General features: G+C 66.4%; 9 protein-coding genes, 1 tRNA gene and 2 riboswitches. Of the genes, 3 read left to right on the top strand and 7 right to left on the bottom strand.

Annotated features, from left to right (window positions below):
* Positions 1–62: 62 nt before the first annotated feature.
* The 4 genes from gcvH to AB4850_RS32885 all read right to left on the bottom strand — a co-directional run bounded on the left by gcvH (position 63) and on the right by AB4850_RS32885 (position 4,341).
* On the bottom strand, positions 63–443 hold the full coding sequence (gcvH, locus tag AB4850_RS32870; RefSeq protein ID WP_414443558.1) for a glycine cleavage system protein GcvH: 381 nt from the start codon (positions 441–443) through the stop codon (positions 63–65).
* Between the two features lie 58 nt (positions 444–501).
* Entirely contained in the window at positions 502–1,620 is a 1,119-nt protein-coding gene (gene gcvT, locus AB4850_RS32875; RefSeq protein ID WP_414443559.1) for a glycine cleavage system aminomethyltransferase GcvT, read from the bottom strand.
* 96 nt (positions 1,621–1,716) lie between these two features.
* Positions 1,717–1,840: riboswitch (glycine riboswitch) on the bottom strand.
* 34 nt (positions 1,841–1,874) lie between these two features.
* A riboswitch (glycine riboswitch) is annotated at positions 1,875–1,977 on the bottom strand.
* A gap of 729 nt (positions 1,978–2,706) precedes the next feature.
* Positions 2,707–3,114, bottom strand: a complete 408-nt coding sequence (locus AB4850_RS32880; protein ID WP_414443560.1) for a hypothetical protein — start codon at positions 3,112–3,114, stop codon at positions 2,707–2,709.
* Positions 3,115–3,288: 174 nt separating this feature from the next.
* Entirely contained in the window at positions 3,289–4,341 is a 1,053-nt protein-coding gene (locus AB4850_RS32885) for an oxidoreductase (protein ID WP_414443561.1), read from the bottom strand.
* Between the two features lie 272 nt (positions 4,342–4,613).
* Here AB4850_RS32885 and AB4850_RS32890 point away from each other — a divergent pair, with 272 nt between their 5' ends.
* On the top strand, positions 4,614–6,698 hold the full coding sequence (locus AB4850_RS32890; RefSeq protein WP_414443562.1) for a UvrD-helicase domain-containing protein: 2,085 nt from the start codon (positions 4,614–4,616) through the stop codon (positions 6,696–6,698).
* Positions 6,699–6,794: 96 nt separating this feature from the next.
* Here AB4850_RS32890 and AB4850_RS32895 read toward each other — a convergent pair whose 3' ends face one another.
* Complete coding sequence (locus tag AB4850_RS32895) at positions 6,795–7,742, bottom strand: c-type cytochrome (RefSeq protein ID WP_414443563.1); 948 nt, start codon at positions 7,740–7,742, stop codon at positions 6,795–6,797.
* Between the two features lie 254 nt (positions 7,743–7,996).
* On the opposite strand from AB4850_RS32895, the gene AB4850_RS32900 reads away from it, so the two are divergent.
* Positions 7,997–8,072: transfer RNA gene (locus AB4850_RS32900), tRNA-Arg, on the top strand.
* Between the two features lie 518 nt (positions 8,073–8,590).
* Here AB4850_RS32900 and vapC read toward each other — a convergent pair.
* Entirely contained in the window at positions 8,591–8,992 is a 402-nt protein-coding gene (gene vapC / locus AB4850_RS32905; RefSeq protein ID WP_414443564.1) for a type II toxin-antitoxin system tRNA(fMet)-specific endonuclease VapC, read from the bottom strand.
* A complete protein-coding gene (vapB, locus tag AB4850_RS32910; RefSeq protein WP_414443565.1) occupies positions 8,992–9,222 on the bottom strand; it encodes a type II toxin-antitoxin system VapB family antitoxin in 231 nt (76 codons plus the stop codon). The genes vapC and vapB overlap by 1 nt, the downstream gene beginning before the upstream one ends.
* Positions 9,223–9,991: 769 nt before the next feature.
* Here vapB and AB4850_RS32915 point away from each other — a divergent pair.
* Entirely contained in the window at positions 9,992–17,062 is a 7,071-nt protein-coding gene (locus AB4850_RS32915; protein WP_414443566.1) for a beta-1,3-glucanase family protein, read from the top strand.
* Positions 17,063–17,071: the final 9 nt, after the last annotated feature.

Genomic DNA, 17,071 nt, shown 5'->3' on the forward strand with positions numbered 1-17,071 from the left:
GCATGTCCTGCGGGGTGGCGGCGCGCACCGGAGCCGGGCGCGCCGCGCGGGTCGTAAAACGCTTAGTCGATCAGCTTGGTGTACGCGGCTGCGTCGATCAGCTTGTCGGTGCTGGCGCCGGGGGCGAGCTTGATCTTGAAGAGCCAGGCTTCGTAGGCGTCTTCGTTGACCGATTCCGGCGTGTCGACCACGTCGGCGTTGACGGCGAGGATCTCGCCCGATACCGGCGAGTAGATGTCGGAAGCGGCCTTGACCGATTCGACGACGCCGACTGCCTCGCCTTCCTTGAACTGCTTGCCGACTTCCGGGAGTTCGAGGAAGACGATGTCGCCGAGCGTGCTCTGCGCGTGATCGGTGATGCCGACCGTCAGCGTGCCGTCAGCTTCGGTGCGGATCCATTCGTGTTCGTCGGTGTATTTCAGATCGGCCGGGACGTTGCTCATCGGATGCTCCTGATTGGGGTTGTGCGTTGAAGTTCGCCGTGCGCGCGGGAGGGGGCCGTCAGACGGCCAGCACCTTGCCGTTGCGCACGAACGGGAGTTTTACCACGCGCGCGGGAAGGTTTTTGTCCCGGATTTGCACCTGCACCGCATCGCCTGCCGATACGCCGGCCGGCACGCGCGCGAACGCGATCGATTCCTGCATGGTGGGCGAGAAGGTGCCGCTCGTGATCTCGCCTTCGCCGTGCGCGGTGACGACCTTCTGGTGGGCGCGCAGCACGCCGCCGGCCTTGCCGTTTTCCTTCAGCAGGATCAGGCCGACGAAGGCGGCGCGCTGGCCGTTGGCTTCGAGCGCGGCGCGGCCGACGAAATCGCGCGGGGCGGCGAGGTCGACCGTCCAGGCCAGGCCCGCGTCGAGCGGCGAGACGGTGTCGTCCATGTCCTGGCCGTAGAGGTTCATGCCGGCTTCGAGGCGCAGCGTGTCGCGCGCGCCGAGCCCGGCCGGGCGCACGCCCTGGGCGATCAATGCGTTCCACAGCGCTTCGACGTGGCTGGCCGGCACGATGATCTCGAAGCCGTCCTCGCCCGTGTAGCCGGTGCGGGCAACGGTGAGGTCGCCGAACGGCGTGCCGGCGACCTGAGCGGCGTTGAACGGCTTCAGTTCGCTGGTGGCGGCGCGGGCGGCGGGAATCGTGTCCCAGGCCTTGGCGCGCGCGTTCGGGCCTTGCACGGCGACGATCGCCAGCTCGCGGCGCGGCGTGATCTCGAGGCCGAAGCCGCCGTCGGCGTTCAGGCGCGTGAACCAGTCGAGATCTTTCTCGGCGGTGCCGGCATTGACCACCACGCGGAAGAAGTTTTCGGTGAAGTAATAGACGATCAGGTCGTCGATCACGCCGCCTTCCGGGTTCAGCAGGCACGAGTAGAGCGCCTTGCCCGGGGTTTGCAGCTTGCCGACGTGATTGGCGATGGCGTGCTCGAAGAACGCGCGCACGCGCTCGCCGCGGAAATCGACGACGCACATGTGCGACACGTCGAACATGCCCGCATCGGTGCGCACGGCACGGTGCTCGTCGAGCTGGGAGCCGTAGTTCACGGGCATGTCCCAGCCGCCGAAATCGACCATGCGGGCATTGAGCGCCGTATGCGCGGCGTGAAGCGGGGTGTGTTTGAGTGCGGTCATCGGGGCCTCGGGGTTCCGTCCGCGCGGGTGCGCGAGCGTGACAACGATCTGGCAATTCGCGGGATGCACGGGCGGATTGACGCCAGTGAATCCTTGCCAAGCCCCTCTGTCCTTGGTACCTGAGAGATTGCGCGGCCGTGACCGGCCTGCGCGCGCCCCTTCGGTGGGCAGCTTGCCGGTGCGTTCGCACGGGCTACTGCCGCTCTCCAGAGTTCGAAACGCGCGACGCGCCGCATTGGCGGCGCGCACGGTGTTTCGACGCGGTCGGTCCTTTTGCCTGAGAGTTTGCGGGTGTGCCCCTTCGGCGGCGCGGCGAGCCGATGTGCTGGCTGCTGCGCGCTCTCCCGACGCGTGCCGGCGAATGTACGCGAGGCCCAACGGCTTGTCAATTTGCGCAAATTCATGTCGCCTGGCGGCAGGCGGATGTCGCACGCTTGCGTGGCGAGGCTGGGGATAAACCGGTGGACAAGGTGTGGAATAGCGGGGGGTAACCGGCTGTTCGGCTGTGGAAAATCGTGTGGATGACTACTTGGACAATCGTGGGATTAGCGGGGGGTAAGCGGTGGGCAACGGGTGGATAAGCGGGGGCGAATCGTGGGATAAGGCGGTGGATAACTAGGTGGAAAAGCGCTGAAAAAGTTGTGGAAAGGGGGCTGGAAAACCGTGGGATAAGCGGTGGGCAACTACCCGCTTGCGGTGGACAAACCTTGGGATAACCGGTGGGTGAGCGGTGAACAAGTCTCGCGGAGCGGGCTCGGGGAGCGCCGCGCCATGGCGGCTTGCAGGATGAAACGGAGAGGGAGAAAGCCGGGCGCGGAACCGACGACGCACCGCGCGAGGCCGCGCCATGGCGGCTTGCGGGATAAAGCGAAGAGGGCGAAAGCCGGGCCCGGAGCCGCGGCGCGCCGCGCGAGGCCACGCCACGGAGGCTTGCGGGATGAAATGAGGAGGGAGAAAGCCGGGCGCGGAGCCGACGGCGCACCGCGAGCGGCCGCGCCATGGCGGCTCGCCAGATGAAACGGGGAAGGAGAAAGAACGGCGCGGAACCGGCGGCGCACGTCGCGCCCACCCGCCCACGCCAACCGCTTACACGCCGATCGCGCGCGCGGCCGTATCGAGTTCCTGGTTCAGCACGCGCTGTTCGTCGGCGGTCAGGCCGCCGCCGTGCTGGGCGCTCATGTCGTTCGCTTCCTGGCGGATCACGTCGAGCCGGCGATGCAGCGCGCGGCCTTGCGGGGGCGGATAGGCGCCGCTCGTCACGCGCGAATCGATGCGGCCGCCGAGGCTGTCGATCCGGCCGAGGATGTCGTTCATGCGCTCGACGCCCACCGGCGGCGGCGCCGGTTGCGGCGGGGGCGGCAGCGTCGGCTGGACGGGGGCCGGTTGAACGGGGCGCGGACGCGGCGTCCATCGCTTCGGCGGCGGCGTGACCACGCACGCGGCCAGCGAGGCGACGAGGGCGGCGCCGAGGGCCGTACGGATCAACCGTTGCATGAATCGTTCTCCTTGTGGCGGATCGGTGAGGCGCGAATGCGGGTGCGGCGTGCCGAAAACGAAGCCGGCCCTCTCGGGGCCGGCCGTTTGAAGCACGATTGAGACCATGCCTAAGTCAGTTCGGGTTCCCGAGACTTTTGTAACGGTTTGTACCGGCGAGCGCGTACGCCGGTGTCAGAACGATTCGCGCACGAACGGCAGGCGGCGGCCTTCGCGCTCGCTGCGATCGGCCAGCTCGATGATCGCCATCACGTCGACGGCATCCTGCGCCGCCACCGGGAACGGCGCGCGATCGTGGATCGAGGCGGCCAGCGCACGGTAGAACTCGGCGTACTGGCCGTCGAGCGTGGGCACCGGGCGTTCCGTCTCGACGTCGCCGTCGAGCAGATGCAGCACGCCGGGGTGGTTGCCGCCGCCGAATTCGACGTCGTCGGGTGTCAGGCCCGCCTTGAGTTGATCTTCCTGGGTGTCCAGCCCGAACTTCTGATAGCCGCCGCGCGTGCCGAGCACGGTGAAGCGCGCCGGCTCGATCGCCGCGAGCGCGCTCGCGTGCAGCGCCACTTCCTTGTCCGGATAGCCGAGCACCAGGTGGATCAGGTCGGCGGCCTCCGAGCCGTCGCGGCGCGCGCGCACCGTCGCGTTGACCGTGTCCGGCGCGCCGAACAGCGCCAGCGCCTGGTCGATCAGGTGCGGTCCGAGGTCGAACAGCAGGCCGCCGCCGCGCGTCGCGTCCTCGCGCCAGCGCTGGCGGATCTGCGGGCGGAAGCGGTCGAAGTGCGATTCGAACCAGGTGATGCGGCCCAGTTCGCCGCTCGCGACGAGCTGGCGAACGGTGAGGAAATCGCCGTCCCAGCGGCGGTTGTGGAACGGCGCGAACACCAGCCCGCGGTCCGCCGCGAGCCGCGCCAGCGTGCGCGCCTCGGCCGAACTCAGCGTGACCGGCTTGTCGACCACCACGTGCTTGCCCGCTTCCAGCGTGCGGCGGGCCAGATCGAAGTGGGTGTCGTTCGGCGTGGCGATCACCACGCATTCGACGTCGGCGTGCGCCAGCAGCGCCTCGAAATCGGCCACCACGGCCGCCTGCGGGTAGGCGGCGCGCGCCTTCTCGGGCTGCCCGGTGGCGATCGCCGCGACCGTGGTGCGGCCGCTGTGCGCGATCACGGGCGCGTGGAACGTCGCGCCGGCGAAACCGAAACCCATCAGACCTACTTTCAGCAAAGAAGCCATAAGCGAATCCTGTCAGCGAGCGAGATCAAACGAGCGGCTATTGTGGCACGGCGAAGCGGGGCGCGAACACGGCTGCGCGTCGGGCGAGGGGCCGCCCGATTGGTTGTCCGGCCCCATTTTGGCGTCACGATCGGCACGCAGGCGGCGTGTTAACATGCGGCCTCCCGCGTCCGTCGTATTCCGATCCGCGCAGCCTCCGGCGGCGCGCACCGCGCCCTGTTCGAAGGCGCGGCGGCGGCGCCGCCATCCGCATCTCCAGTCCGCCAGTCACCATGTCCGCAGGTCTCAATGCCGCTCAAAACGAAGCGGTGCGCTATCTCGACGGCCCCTGTCTCGTGCTCGCCGGCGCCGGCAGCGGCAAGACGCGGGTGATCACCCAGAAGATCGCCCATCTGATCGAGAACAAGGGGTTCGAGCCGCGCCATATCGCGGCCGTCACGTTCACCAACAAGGCCGCCGCCGAAATGCGCGAGCGCGTCGGCAAGCTGCTCGAAGGCAAGACGCTGACCACGCCCGGCAAGGAAGGCCGCAAGGTGCCCGTGAATCAGCTCACGGTGTGCACGTTCCACTCGCTCGGCGTGCAGATCCTGCGCCAGGAGGCCGAGCACGTGGGCCTCAAGCCGCAGTTCTCGATCATGGATTCGGACGACTGCTTCGGCATGGTGCAGGAGCAGCTCGGCACCACCGACAAGGGCCTGATCCGCAAGATCCAGAACACCATCTCGTTGTGGAAGAACGGCCTCGTCACGCCCGAGCAGGCGCTCGCGATCGCCGCCAACGAGGACGAGCAGCAGGCCGCGCTGGTGTTCCGCAATTACGTGGCCACGCTGCACGCGTACCAGGCGGTCGATTTCGACGATCTGATCCGCTTGCCGGCCGAGCTGTTCGACCGCAACGAGCAGGTGCGCGACCGCTGGCAGAACAAGCTGCGCTACCTGCTGATCGACGAATACCAGGACACCAACACCTGCCAGTACACGCTGCTCAAGCTGCTGGCCGGCCCGCGCGCCGCGTTCACGGCGGTGGGCGACGACGATCAGGCGATCTACGGCTGGCGCGGCGCGACGCTGGAGAACCTGGCGCAGCTCGGCAAGGATTTCCCGAAGCTGCACCTCGTGAAGCTGGAGCAGAACTACCGTTCGACGGTGCGGATCCTGACCGCCGCGAACAACGTGATCGCCAACAACCCGAAGCTGTTCGAGAAGAAGCTGTGGTCCGAGCACGGCATGGGCGACACGATCACCGTCACGCCGTGCAACGACGAGGAGCACGAAGCCGAATCGGTGGTGTTCCGGCTGTCGGCGCACAAGTTCGAGCGGCGCACGCAGTTCCGCGACTACGCGATCCTGTATCGCGGCAACTTCCAGGCGCGGATCTTCGAGCAGGTGCTCCGCCGCGAGCGGATTCCGTACGTGCTGTCGGGCGGCCAGTCGTTCTTCGACAAGGCCGAGATCAAGGACTTGTGCGCCTATCTGCGCCTGATCGCCAACGCCGACGACGATCCGGCGTTCATCCGCGCCGTCACCACGCCGCGCCGCGGCATCGGCAACACCACGCTGGAGGCGCTCGGCTCGTTCGCGGGGCAGGCCAAGGTGTCGCTGTTCGAGGCGGTGTACATGGGCGGCATCGAGGCGCGGCTTTCGGCGCGGCAGGTCGAGCCGCTGCGCATGTTCTGCGACTTCATCCAGCGCCTGACCGAGCGTGCCGATACCGATCCGGCCACCACCGTGCTCGACGACATGATGGAGGCGATCCACTACGAGGCGTATCTGTACGACGCGTTCGACGAGCGCCAGGCGCAATCGAAGTGGCAGAACGTGCTCGAATTCCTCGAATGGCTCAAGCGCAAGGGCACCAAGCCCGAAACCGAGGCCGTCGATGGCGAATCCGAGGGCTTCCATAATGCCGACGGGCTCGCCGACACCGGCAAGAACCTGCTCGGCCTGATCCAGACCGTCGCGCTGATGTCGATGCTCGAAGGCAAGGAGGACGACCCCGACGCGGTGCGGCTGTCCACCGTGCATGCGTCGAAGGGGCTGGAGTATCCGCACGTGTTCCTGGTCGGGGTGGAGGAAGGCGTGATGCCGCATCGCGGCAACTCGGAGGACGAAGCCGTCGACGACGCGCGCATCGAGGAAGAGCGCCGGCTCATGTACGTGGCGATCACGCGTGCGCAGCGCAGCCTGCATCTGAACTGGTGCAAGAAGCGCAAGCGGGCGCGCGAGACGGTGGTGTGCGAGCAGTCGCGCTTCATCGTCGAAATGGGGCTCGACGAAGCGCCGCCGCCCACGCCCGAGGAAGCGCCGATGACGCCGAAGGATCGGCTGGCGAGCCTGAAGGCGTTGCTGCAGAAGTAAGCCTGGCGGCGCGTTTCGATGAGAATGGCCCGTGCCGCGGATTGCGGACACGGGCCATTTTTTTGCGCGGGCGTCTGGCGGGCTGCGCGGTCTGGCTTACTTCGCCGCGCCCACCATGTAGTCGACGGCCGCCTTGACGTCCGCGTCGGACGCGTTCGAACCGCCCTTCGGCGGCATCGAGCCCTTGCCGTGCAGCGCGTAGTTGTAGACCGTGTCCATCGGGTCCTTCAGGCGCGGCGCCCAGTCTGCCTTGTTGCCGAACTTCGGCGCGCCGAGCACGCCGGCCGCGTGGCAGGCCATGCACACCGATTCGTAGAGCGCCTTGCCTGCGCCCGCGCCGCCGGCCGGCGCCGCGCCCGGCTTCGGCAGCGCCGCGATCGCGGCCATGGCGGCGGCGGCCTGCGCGTTCGCGGCGGCGGCTGCGTCGGGGATGGCCGATGCGTCGGTTGCGCCCGAGGCCGCCGTTGCACCCGAGGCCGCGCCCGGCGCGCCTGTCGCGTTCGGTGCCGCGTTCGGTGTCGCATTGGCTGCCGGCTCGGCCGGTTCGGGGAAGGTCGCGCCGCCCTTGTTCGCCATGTAGACGACTGCGCGCGCGATCTCGAAATCGCTGACGTCGTCGGGGTTCGTGCCGCCGCGTGCGGGCATCGCGCCCTTGCCGGCCAGTGCGGTGTGCAGCAGCGTGTCGTAGCCCTGGGCGATGCGCGGCGCCCAGTCGCCCGCGTTGCCGAACTTCGGCGCGCCGGCCGCGCCCGCCGCGTGGCAGGCCGCGCAGACCGCCGTGTAGATCGCTTCGCCGGTCTTGTAGGTGCGGGGTGCGTTGGCGTCCTTGACGTCCACCTGGGCGAGCGGCGCGATGCGCGCGGCCACGGCGGCGTCCGACAGGCCGTCGGTGCCGGCGCCCACGCGGAACGCGTGATCGACGTAGGTGGCGAGCAGGATGATGATCACGATCGGAATCGCGAACGACGCGACGATGACGGCGATCAGTTGCCCGGGCGTCTTGATGGGCGCTTCGTGATGGGGCTGATGGGGCGCTTCGCTCATGCTGGCCTCGTCTCCGTGAATAGGAATTAGGTCGGGTCCGGCTGCGGCAGAATGGCTGTTGACGGAAGCTCGAATGATTATAGACGGCTCTTTTTCACCCGGAAGGGGGCAGCGCGGCGGGCGTTTACCCGCAAGCCGGAAGCCGCGCGGGAGGCGGCCGGCGCGCGGTGGACGCTGTCATGGAAACAAGGTATGCTCTCGCTCTTGCCGGCGTTGCACCCAGGTTTTACGGGGTCGTGACGCGGTTTCTCGAAGCGCCCGTAGCTCAATGGATAGAGTACTGCCCTCCGAAGGCAGGGGTTGCTGGTTCGATCCCAGCCGGGCGCACCAAGCCTAGTCAGGCATTCAGCGGTTTCGCCGCTTCAGTGTTTTCTCCCACTTCAGTGAAATGACAGCCAGCCGGCAGCGATGTTCAGCGCGGTGGCCTGTGTGTGCGACTGCGCCCACTGCAAGGGTGCGTTCAACCGCTCGTGCGTCGGTACGCTGGTCGAACGTAAACGCCGTTCGTTGTGCTCTGTCGAATGGACGGATGCACGGCGCAGGACGCCCCGAAGGGTTCACGCATCAGATCTACGCTTGCGGAATGGAGATGGCCTGTCATGTCGAACAAGCCGAGCGACTGAATCTGGACGCCTTGGACATCGAGCTGGCCGCTGCCAAATTGACTCGACGTTGCACTTGATTCTTGATGCCGCGCTGCATGCATCAAACGCTGGTTTGTGTGCCGAGGTATTGGAGAATACGCAGCTCCAAGGTGCATCCAAGAATGGACGGATAAACCCGGGTTGCAACAATCAAAAGCGTTCACATCAATTCGATTCGAAGATGCGCGATGGCGATGAAAATATTCACGCTACCCAGTCCTCAACGCGTAGACCGGCTACCCGGTCAAATTCCCGAAGATTATTCGTTACCAGAATCAGGCCCCGAGATCGTGCGTGACCGGCAATCATTTGGTCGTAGGGGCCGATCGATTTGCCCGTCTTGGCGAGTTCGGCTCTGAGTTGGCCGCTATGAGCGGCAGCCTCATAGTTGTAATCCAGCACATCCAGACGGGCCGCAAAGCCCTCGACCACACCCAGATTTTTCTCCGGGGAAGCAGACTTCTCCGCCCCATAGATCAATTCCATCAACGTCACCGTGCTGATGCAGAGTTGGCCATGGCAGCGGTTGAAGGCCTCACGAACTTCGTGGGGTTTGTTCTTGATGGTAAAGATGCAGATGTTCGTATCGAGCATGTACTTGAGCATCAAAACCCCTCACGTTCTTGATCGGCGGGTTGGCCGCGGGTAGACATGAAATCGGGGCTGACGCCCTCGCCATCGAACCAGCTATCCCAGGATTCGCCGGCAGGGGTCAGGATACGAACGCGGCCGATCGCCACCACGTCGACCCGCTTCACGTCGTCAGGAAGCGCCACGGATTTCGGCAGACGCACCGCTTGGCTGCGGTTGCTTTTGAAGATGGCACCTTGTTCCACGATGGACTCCTTGGGATATGTTGCGCGTATATCCGATTGTAGTGACGCTGAAGGATATGTCAACGGGATATACCTATCGCACTGTGAGGGCCGTCGGAAGAGACATGGCGTTTCGGAAAGGCTGAAAAAACTGGGAAATGCAGTTCGAGAAATGCAGGCAGTCCCGGAGGCCTTCTCTCGGAATCGGTCGAGGTGCAGATCTCCGGCACCCCCCCAACCCTCAAAAATTCTCCCCTCCCTGCCCCAAAACCATGCAAAAAGTTGCGCCCGCAACCATTTAGGATCGGTTTTCAACAACAAAGAAAAGCATTTGTCCCCCTTTAGCCGACTTCCCCGAAAAGTCGAAAATCCCTAAGGGTTTCCACTTAGTCAACCTTTCCCGACCCGGGCCGTTATCTCCTCCAGTGCAGAGCGAGGGTCATCCCCTATTTCGCGTGTAAAACGTTTGCGTCCGATCGGTCAAACGTTTGCGACCCGTCATGAACGGGCACGAGGCTGACAAACAAGTAAGAAATCGAAGCGCGGGAACGTCGGGCCGGACAGGCCGTCGCGTCACCCGTGTGGCAGGCATTGGGGGACGCCCGCAGGGGGCGGCCGTGTCCGTAGCGACAGACGCATTACGTGGATCACCGGGATAACCAACATGCGCAATAGTGTTAGGCAAACAGCCTGGCAGGGTGGAGGGTGGCTGCTCCTTTTATGGGGGCTGCTCCTGCTCTCCATCGTGCACGCGCGAGCAGCGGTACCGCTGCCGCCCAGCAATCACATCGTGATCAACCTGGGGGCGACCCCATGGAAATACCTCAAGGACAGTGACGATCCGAGCTACTCGAATCCCGCCTTCGACGATTCGAAGTGGCAATCGATCGGCGTGCCGCAAACGCCCGCCGACAACGACACGTTCATCAATATCGAGTCGGGCGGCGGCCAAGGCCAACTGACCGGCAACACGAACTGGTATCGCAAGCACTTCAAGCTCGATCCGTCGTTCGGCCCCGATCAGCTCGCCCGCAAGGTGCTGGTGCTGTTCGAAGGCGCGCACACGGGCGTGCAGGTGTACATCAACGGCCAGTTCATCAAGGGCAACAGCCAGGTGGCGGCGAACGCGCAGGCCACCCACGTGATCGGCTTCCTGCCGTTCGTGGTGGACCTCACGCCCTACGTGAAATTCAAGGACGCCAACGGCCAGCCGGCCGACAACGTGCTGGCGGTGAAGGTGTCGCGCGGCGACAAGTTCTTCGAGTCGCCGAGCTTCTCGGGTGCGTTCCGCTTCGGCCAGGACGACACGGGCATCTTCCGTCCGGTGTGGATGCACATCACGGACCGCGTCCATATTCCCGAGAACGTCTACTCGGTGCTCAACACGTGGGGCACCTACGTGGCGACGGTCACGGCGAACGACGCGGTGGCGACGATTCGCGTGCAGACCAACGTCCTCAACGAATACTCGAACGACCAGCCGGTCACGCTGACGACGCAGATCGTCGATGCGGGCGGCAACGTGGTCGCCACGGCGCAGGACACCAAGACGCTCGCGGCCAACACCGCGACCGTGCTGCCCGCGCCGCAATCGACGTTCGATCAGATCCTGACGGTCAACAACCCGACGCTCTGGTATCCGAACAACAGCGTCTACGGCCGTCCGTACCTGTACCACGTGATCCATTCGGTCAGCGTGAACGGCGTGGTGGTCGATACCAAGCAAAGCCCGCTGGGCATCCGCACCATCACCTGGGATCACAACTTCCCGATCATCAACGGCCACCCGCACTACCTGTTCGGTGCATCGGGCCGCTACGACTATCCGGCGCTCGGCTCGGCCGTGCCGGAAGACCTGCAATGGCAGGATCTCTCGCTGCTCGCGCAGGCCGGCGGCAGCTCGTATCGCCCGGGCCATTCGAGCCAGGGCCGCGAGTGGCTCGACGGCGCGGACGAGTACGGGATCATGATGCTGCAGCCCAGCGGCGACGGCGAGAACGGCTTCCCCGCGCCCTGCACGGCGACCACCACCACCGGCTGCGTGACGCAGGACAACATCACGCTGAAGTCGGAACTGCACCGCGACATGATCATTCATGACCGCAACCATCCGTCGGTGCTCGCCTGGGAGGCGAACAACGGCACGATGGACCCGGGCATTGCGGCGAACCTGAAGCAAATTTCGCGTGTGTACGACTTCATCAACACGCGCGCGCAGGCGGACCGCACGCCGAACCCGGCCAACGGCGACATCCTCGGCTGCTCGGGCCAGGGCTGCGACGTCAACGTCAAGACCACGTACCCGGCCACGCCCGCCTACGGCTCCGAATACTGGGGCGACGGCGTGGGCCGCTGGAAGTACGACTTCGAGATCCAGTTCGCGGCGTCGTACCTGCGCGACTGGGTGCACAGCATGCTCGGTAAGTCGTTCGGCATGGCGCACTGGTATCTGGCCGACACGCCGGGCGAAATCAACACGCAGACAGACGGCGTGCTGAACAGCGAAGTGCGGTCGAACGGCGCGTCGATGATGGACTGGAACCGCCTGCCGCGCCTGATTTACTACATCTACAAGTCGGTCTGGACGCCGTACAAGGGCTTCAACGGCACGCTCCAGCCGGTGGTCAAGCTGGCCAACACCTGGAACCGCACGGGCCTGGTGCGCGTGAACGCGTTCAGCAACTGCCCGTCGGTGCGTCTGCGCCTGAACGGCCAGATCGTCGGCGGCGCGCAAACGCCGAACCCGACCAGCTCCGACCCGTCGGCCGACCTCTCGGAAAACACCACGCTGCTGCCGGGCCAGGTGCACTGGGACAACATCCCGTTCCAGCCGGGCACGCTGGTGGCCGAGTGTCTGAACGACGACCTGCAAGTCGCCGCCACCGACACGCTGACCACCGCCGGCGCGGCCGATCACCTGCTGCTCACGGTCGATCCGCAGATCGTCAAGCCGGACGGCGACAGCTTCGTGCTGACCGCCAACGGCACCGACGCGGCCACGCTGACGGCGAAGGTCGTCGACGCGGCGGGCAACCTCGTGCCGGACGCGAGCCAGACGCTGACGTTCGCCGTCAGCGGCCCGGGCACCTATCGCGGCGGCTCGGACCACTACGTCAACGACGCGCAGCCGCAAGGCTGGCACGCGCCGGGCGACCCGAACCTGTCCGCCGAAGGCGGCATGGCGAAGATCGCGGTGCGCACGCAGTTCCAGCCGGGCACGGTCAACGTCACGGTGTCGTCGCCGACCCTCGGCAGCGCAACCGCGTCGTTCGCGGTGCAGCCGGCCGTCAACGCCCAAGCGTTCGACGGCACCGACATGGTGGTCGGCCAGCAGCCGCAAACGGCGCCGCAGATCCTGACCCAGCCGGCCAGCCAGGTCGTCACGCTGGGCCAGAGCGGCACGTTCACGGTGCTGACCGCCGGCGCCACGCCGATCGGCTATCAGTGGTTCAAGAACGGCCAGCTGATCCCGGGCGCGAACAGCTACACGTACACCACGCCGGCCCTGCAACAGGCCGATAACGGCGCGAACTTCAGCGTCGAAGTCAGCAACCTGATCGGCAAGGTGCCGTCGAACAGCGCGACGGTCACGCTGGTGCAGCCGGCCGTGCCGACCATCGTCACGGCACCGCTTGCGCGCAACATCACGGCGGGCCAGAGCGCCGAGTTCCTGGTGGTGGCGTCGGGTTCGCCGGTGCTCAGTTATCAATGGCTGCGCAACGGCACGCCGATCACCGGCGCCAACGCGCCGGTGTACGACACGCCGGTGATGCAGGTGACCGACAGCGGCGCGCTCTACAGCGTGCTGGTGAAGAACAGCGCGGGCCAGATCACCTCCGATCCGGTCGGCCTGACCGTCAACGTGGCGGTGGCGCCGACCATCCCGTCGGCCACCGACCTGATCGACCAGAGCGTGCCGGTCGGCCAGGCCGTGACGTTCAGCGTGACCGCGTCCGGCTCGAACCCGCTGAGCTACCAGTGGTTCCACGGCAACCAGCCGGTGGGCGACAACTCCGACAGCCTGCTGATCCCGTCGGCGCAATCCACCGACGCGGGCAGCTACAAGGTCACGGTGAGCAACAGCGCGGGCAGCGTCGACAGCCGTACCGCGACGCTGACCGTGAGCGGCACCGACGCGTCGAACCTCGCGCTCGGCGCGACGGCGAAGTCGAGCAGCGATCAGAACGGCGGCCTGGTGGCGGCCAACGCGATCGACGGCTCGGTCGCCACGCGCTGGTCGTCGGCGCCCGACATCGATCCGTCGTGGCTCGAAGTCGATCTCGGCTCGGTTAAGACCTTCGACAAGGTCGTGCTGAACTGGGAAAACGCCTACGCCTCGGAGTACGACATCCAGGTGTCGAACGACGAGAAGGTGTGGAACACCGTGTTCCCGAACGGCCAGCCCGACGGCGCCGGCGGCACCACCGCGCCGGTGGTGGGCGGCGGCAACGTCGAGACGCAGAACTTCGCGAGCACCTCGGCCCGCTACGTGCGGATGCTGGGCGTGAAGCGCGCCACGCAATACGGCTACTCGCTGTTCGAGTTCCAGGTGCTCGACGCTCCGCAGTGCGGCGGAGAAACCGAGCGCTACACGCCGCTGGCGCCGCAACCGGGCATCTGGCAGTCGACGATTCCCGGCCTGCCGAACGGCCCGTTCGTGCCGAACGTGAAGGACAACCAGAGCGGCCTGACGTGGCAGCAGACGTACACCACGTTCGCGGCCGACGGCGCGCAGTTCACGCAGGACGTCGCGATCAAGTACTGCAACGCGGTGGGCATGCGCGTGCCGACGCTCAACGAAGCCGAGACGGTGGCACGCTCGAACTACGCGTCGTGCGCGTTCCCGTCGCCGTGGCGCACCTGGACCACGACGGTGGTGCCGAACCTGCCGACCAATGCCTGGCTGGTCGATTCGTCGGGCCGTCAGTCGCAGGGCATCATCAACAACGCCCCGGCATGGGTCATGTGCGTGTCGGGCAACACCTCGCCGGCACCGGTGATCACGGCGCAACCGGCGGCGCTCACGGCCAGTGAAGGCCAGAGCGCGAAGTTCACGGTGGCCGTCACGGGCACCGGCCCGCTCGACTATCAGTGGAAGCGCAACGGCACGCTGGTGGCGATCACGACGATCCCGTCGTACACCACGCCGCCCGTCACGGTCGCGGCCGACAACGGCACGATCTACACGGTCGACATCAGCAACGCGGGCGGCACGGTCACGACCGCGCCGGCCACGCTGACGGTGGTGGCCGCCACGACCGGCGGCACCGGCAATACCGGTGGCACGGGCAACGGCAATGGCAACGGTAACGGCAACACGGGCGACCCGGGCAACACCGGCAACGGTGGCGGCACGACCACCCCGCCGCCGCCGACCGTGCCGAGCGCGAACCTCGCGTACGGCAAGCCGGCGACCTCCAGCGGCAACGAGAACGACGGCGACGGCCCGGGCAACGCCACCGACGGCAGCCTCAACTCGCGCTGGTCGTCGGCGTTCGCCGATCCGCAGTGGATCGCGGTGGACCTCGGCTCGGTGCAGACGGTCGATCGCGTGGTGCTGCGCTGGCAGGATGCGTACGGGGTGGATTACAAGATCCAGACCTCGACCGACAACAGCCAGTGGAACGACGCGGTGACCAAGACGGGCGACACCGGCGGCACCGAGGACCTGCGCTTCCCGGCGCCGGTGCAGGCGCGCTACGTGCGGATGTACGGCACCAAGCGTGCGACGCAGTACGGCTACTCGCTGTTCGAGTTCGAGGTGTACAACAGCGCGAACACGCCGAGCTATCCGGTCACGGCCACCAGCAACGGCAACGGCGGCGGCAGCATCACGCCGGCCGGCAGCACGCAGGTGCTGCAGGGCGGCGTGCAGAACTACCAGTTCGCACCGGCGGCAGGCAGCGCGGTGACGGGCGTGCAGGTCGACGGCGCGGATGTCGGCATCGTCGATCACTACACGTTCAACGAAGTGCTGGCGCCGCACACGGTCAATGTCACGTTCGGCTCCGCGGCAGCGGCGGTGAACCTGGCGCTGGGCACCAAGGCCAGCGCGAGCGGCCTGGAAAACGACGGCTATCCGGCGTCGAACGCGGTGGACAACAACCTGAACACGCGCTGGTCGTCGAACTTTGACGACAAGGCGTGGATCACGCTCGATCTCGGCAAGGAAACCACGTTCAACCGGGTGGTCCTGAACTGGGAGAACGCCTACGGCAAGCAGTACCTGATCCAGGCCTCGCACGACAACGTCGACTGGTCGAACACCGTCTACACCCAGAACAACGGGCGCGGCGGCGTGGAGGATCTGCCGTTGAACGCCACCACCACGGCGCGCTATATCCGCCTGCAAGGGGTACAGCGCGCGAGCGGCTACGGCTACTCGCTGTTCGAGTTCGCCGTGTACAACGATCCGGCGCTCGCCGGTTCGGGCAGCACGACGCCGCCGCAACAACCGGCCAGCCCGTTCGTCGAGCAGCCGGCCGACCAGGCGGTGCCGGTGGGCCAGAGCGGCCACTTCGCCGTGCTGATGTCGGGCACGGGGCCGTACACGTACCAGTGGCAGCTCGGCGGCAAGCCGATCGCCGGTGCGACCAACCGCACCTACGACACGCCGCTGGCCGTGGCCGGCGACACCGGCAAGGTGTACAGCGTGGCGGTGACGGGGCCGGACGGCACCGTCACCGGCTCGGGCAACGCGACGTTGACGGTGGACACCGCGGTGCCGGCCTACACGGTCAAGCCGGGCCTGATCGGCGTGGACCTGCAGAACAACACGCAGGGCGCCTATACCGACGACCAGGTGTACGTGGCCGTCATCGCGCGCGATCCGGCCACCGGCCAGTTCGCGTGGCTCAAGCCGGACGGCACGATCGTGGCGTCCAGCGCGGCCGACAACGACGCGCCGAACCACCTGACCGCGCCGAACGGGCAGAACTACAGCAACTACTTCTTCACGCTCGCGCAGAGCAAGACGCTGCAGTTGCCGCCGATGTTCTCCGGCCGGATCTTCGTGTCGCTCGGCAGCCCGCTGTACATCAAGATCAACACGGACGCCAACGGCAACATCGGTTTCGCGCCGCCCGATCCGAACAACGGCACGGACCCGAGCCTCGGCATCCCGTTCGACTGGTACGAGTTCGCGTACGGCAGCAACGGCCTGTGGATCAACACCACGCAGGTCGACGAGTTCGGCTTCCCGCTCTCGCAGGACGTCTACTCGGCCAACGGCACCGTGCATCAGCGCACCGGCATCACGCAACGCCGCGCCGATCTGTACCAGGCGTATGCCCGCGAAGTGTCGGCGCCGTTCCAGCCGTCCACGCCGTCGAACTTCCGCATCATGGCGCCGGCCCACGACTCGTTCGCCGCGGGCAAGCCCAACGGCACGTATTTCGACGGCTACGTCAACGACATGTGGACGTACTACGCGTCGAACGATCTGCCGGTGGTGGCGGGCGCGCGCGCGTTCGTCGGCCGCGCCTCGGGCACGCAACTGGTGTTCAAGGAAGTCGATCAGCACAACGGCCAGTTTGCCGGCGCGACCTACACGGTCAACAAGCCGAACACGCAGGCGGTGCTGTTGTGCAATGACGTGTTCCTGGATGGCGACGGCACGCAGCAGCAGATCGAGGCGCAGCTGTGCGCCGCGATCAACCGCCACGTGATGGGCGACACGACCAAGTGGAACGTGCCGTCGGCGTACTACGCGGCCTCGCCGTTCAACGAGTACGCGCGCTTCTGGCACGACCACGGCATCAGCGGTCTGGCCTACGGCTACGCGTTCGACGACGTCAACAACCAGAGCTCGACGATTCAGGTGCCGGTACCGGAGCACATCGTGCTCGGCATCGGTTACTGAGGTCGAACC

Source organism: Burkholderia sp. 22PA0106, assembly GCF_047497155.1.
Taxonomy (GTDB): domain Bacteria; phylum Pseudomonadota; class Gammaproteobacteria; order Burkholderiales; family Burkholderiaceae; genus Burkholderia.

Excerpts from the sequence above, each read along its gene's own strand:
- gcvH (WP_414443558.1), bottom strand. The coding sequence starts at position 443 with ATGAGCAACGTCCCGGCCGATCTGAAATACACCGACGAACACGAATGG.
- gcvT (WP_414443559.1), bottom strand. The coding sequence starts at position 1,620 with ATGACCGCACTCAAACACACCCCGCTTCACGCCGCGCATACGGCGCTC.
- AB4850_RS32880 (WP_414443560.1), bottom strand. The coding sequence starts at position 3,114 with ATGCAACGGTTGATCCGTACGGCCCTCGGCGCCGCCCTCGTCGCCTCG.
- AB4850_RS32885 (WP_414443561.1), bottom strand. The coding sequence starts at position 4,341 with ATGGCTTCTTTGCTGAAAGTAGGTCTGATGGGTTTCGGTTTCGCCGGC.
- AB4850_RS32890 (WP_414443562.1), top strand. The coding sequence starts at position 4,614 with ATGTCCGCAGGTCTCAATGCCGCTCAAAACGAAGCGGTGCGCTATCTC.
- AB4850_RS32895 (WP_414443563.1), bottom strand. The coding sequence starts at position 7,742 with ATGAGCGAAGCGCCCCATCAGCCCCATCACGAAGCGCCCATCAAGACG.
- vapC (WP_414443564.1), bottom strand. The coding sequence starts at position 8,992 with ATGCTCAAGTACATGCTCGATACGAACATCTGCATCTTTACCATCAAG.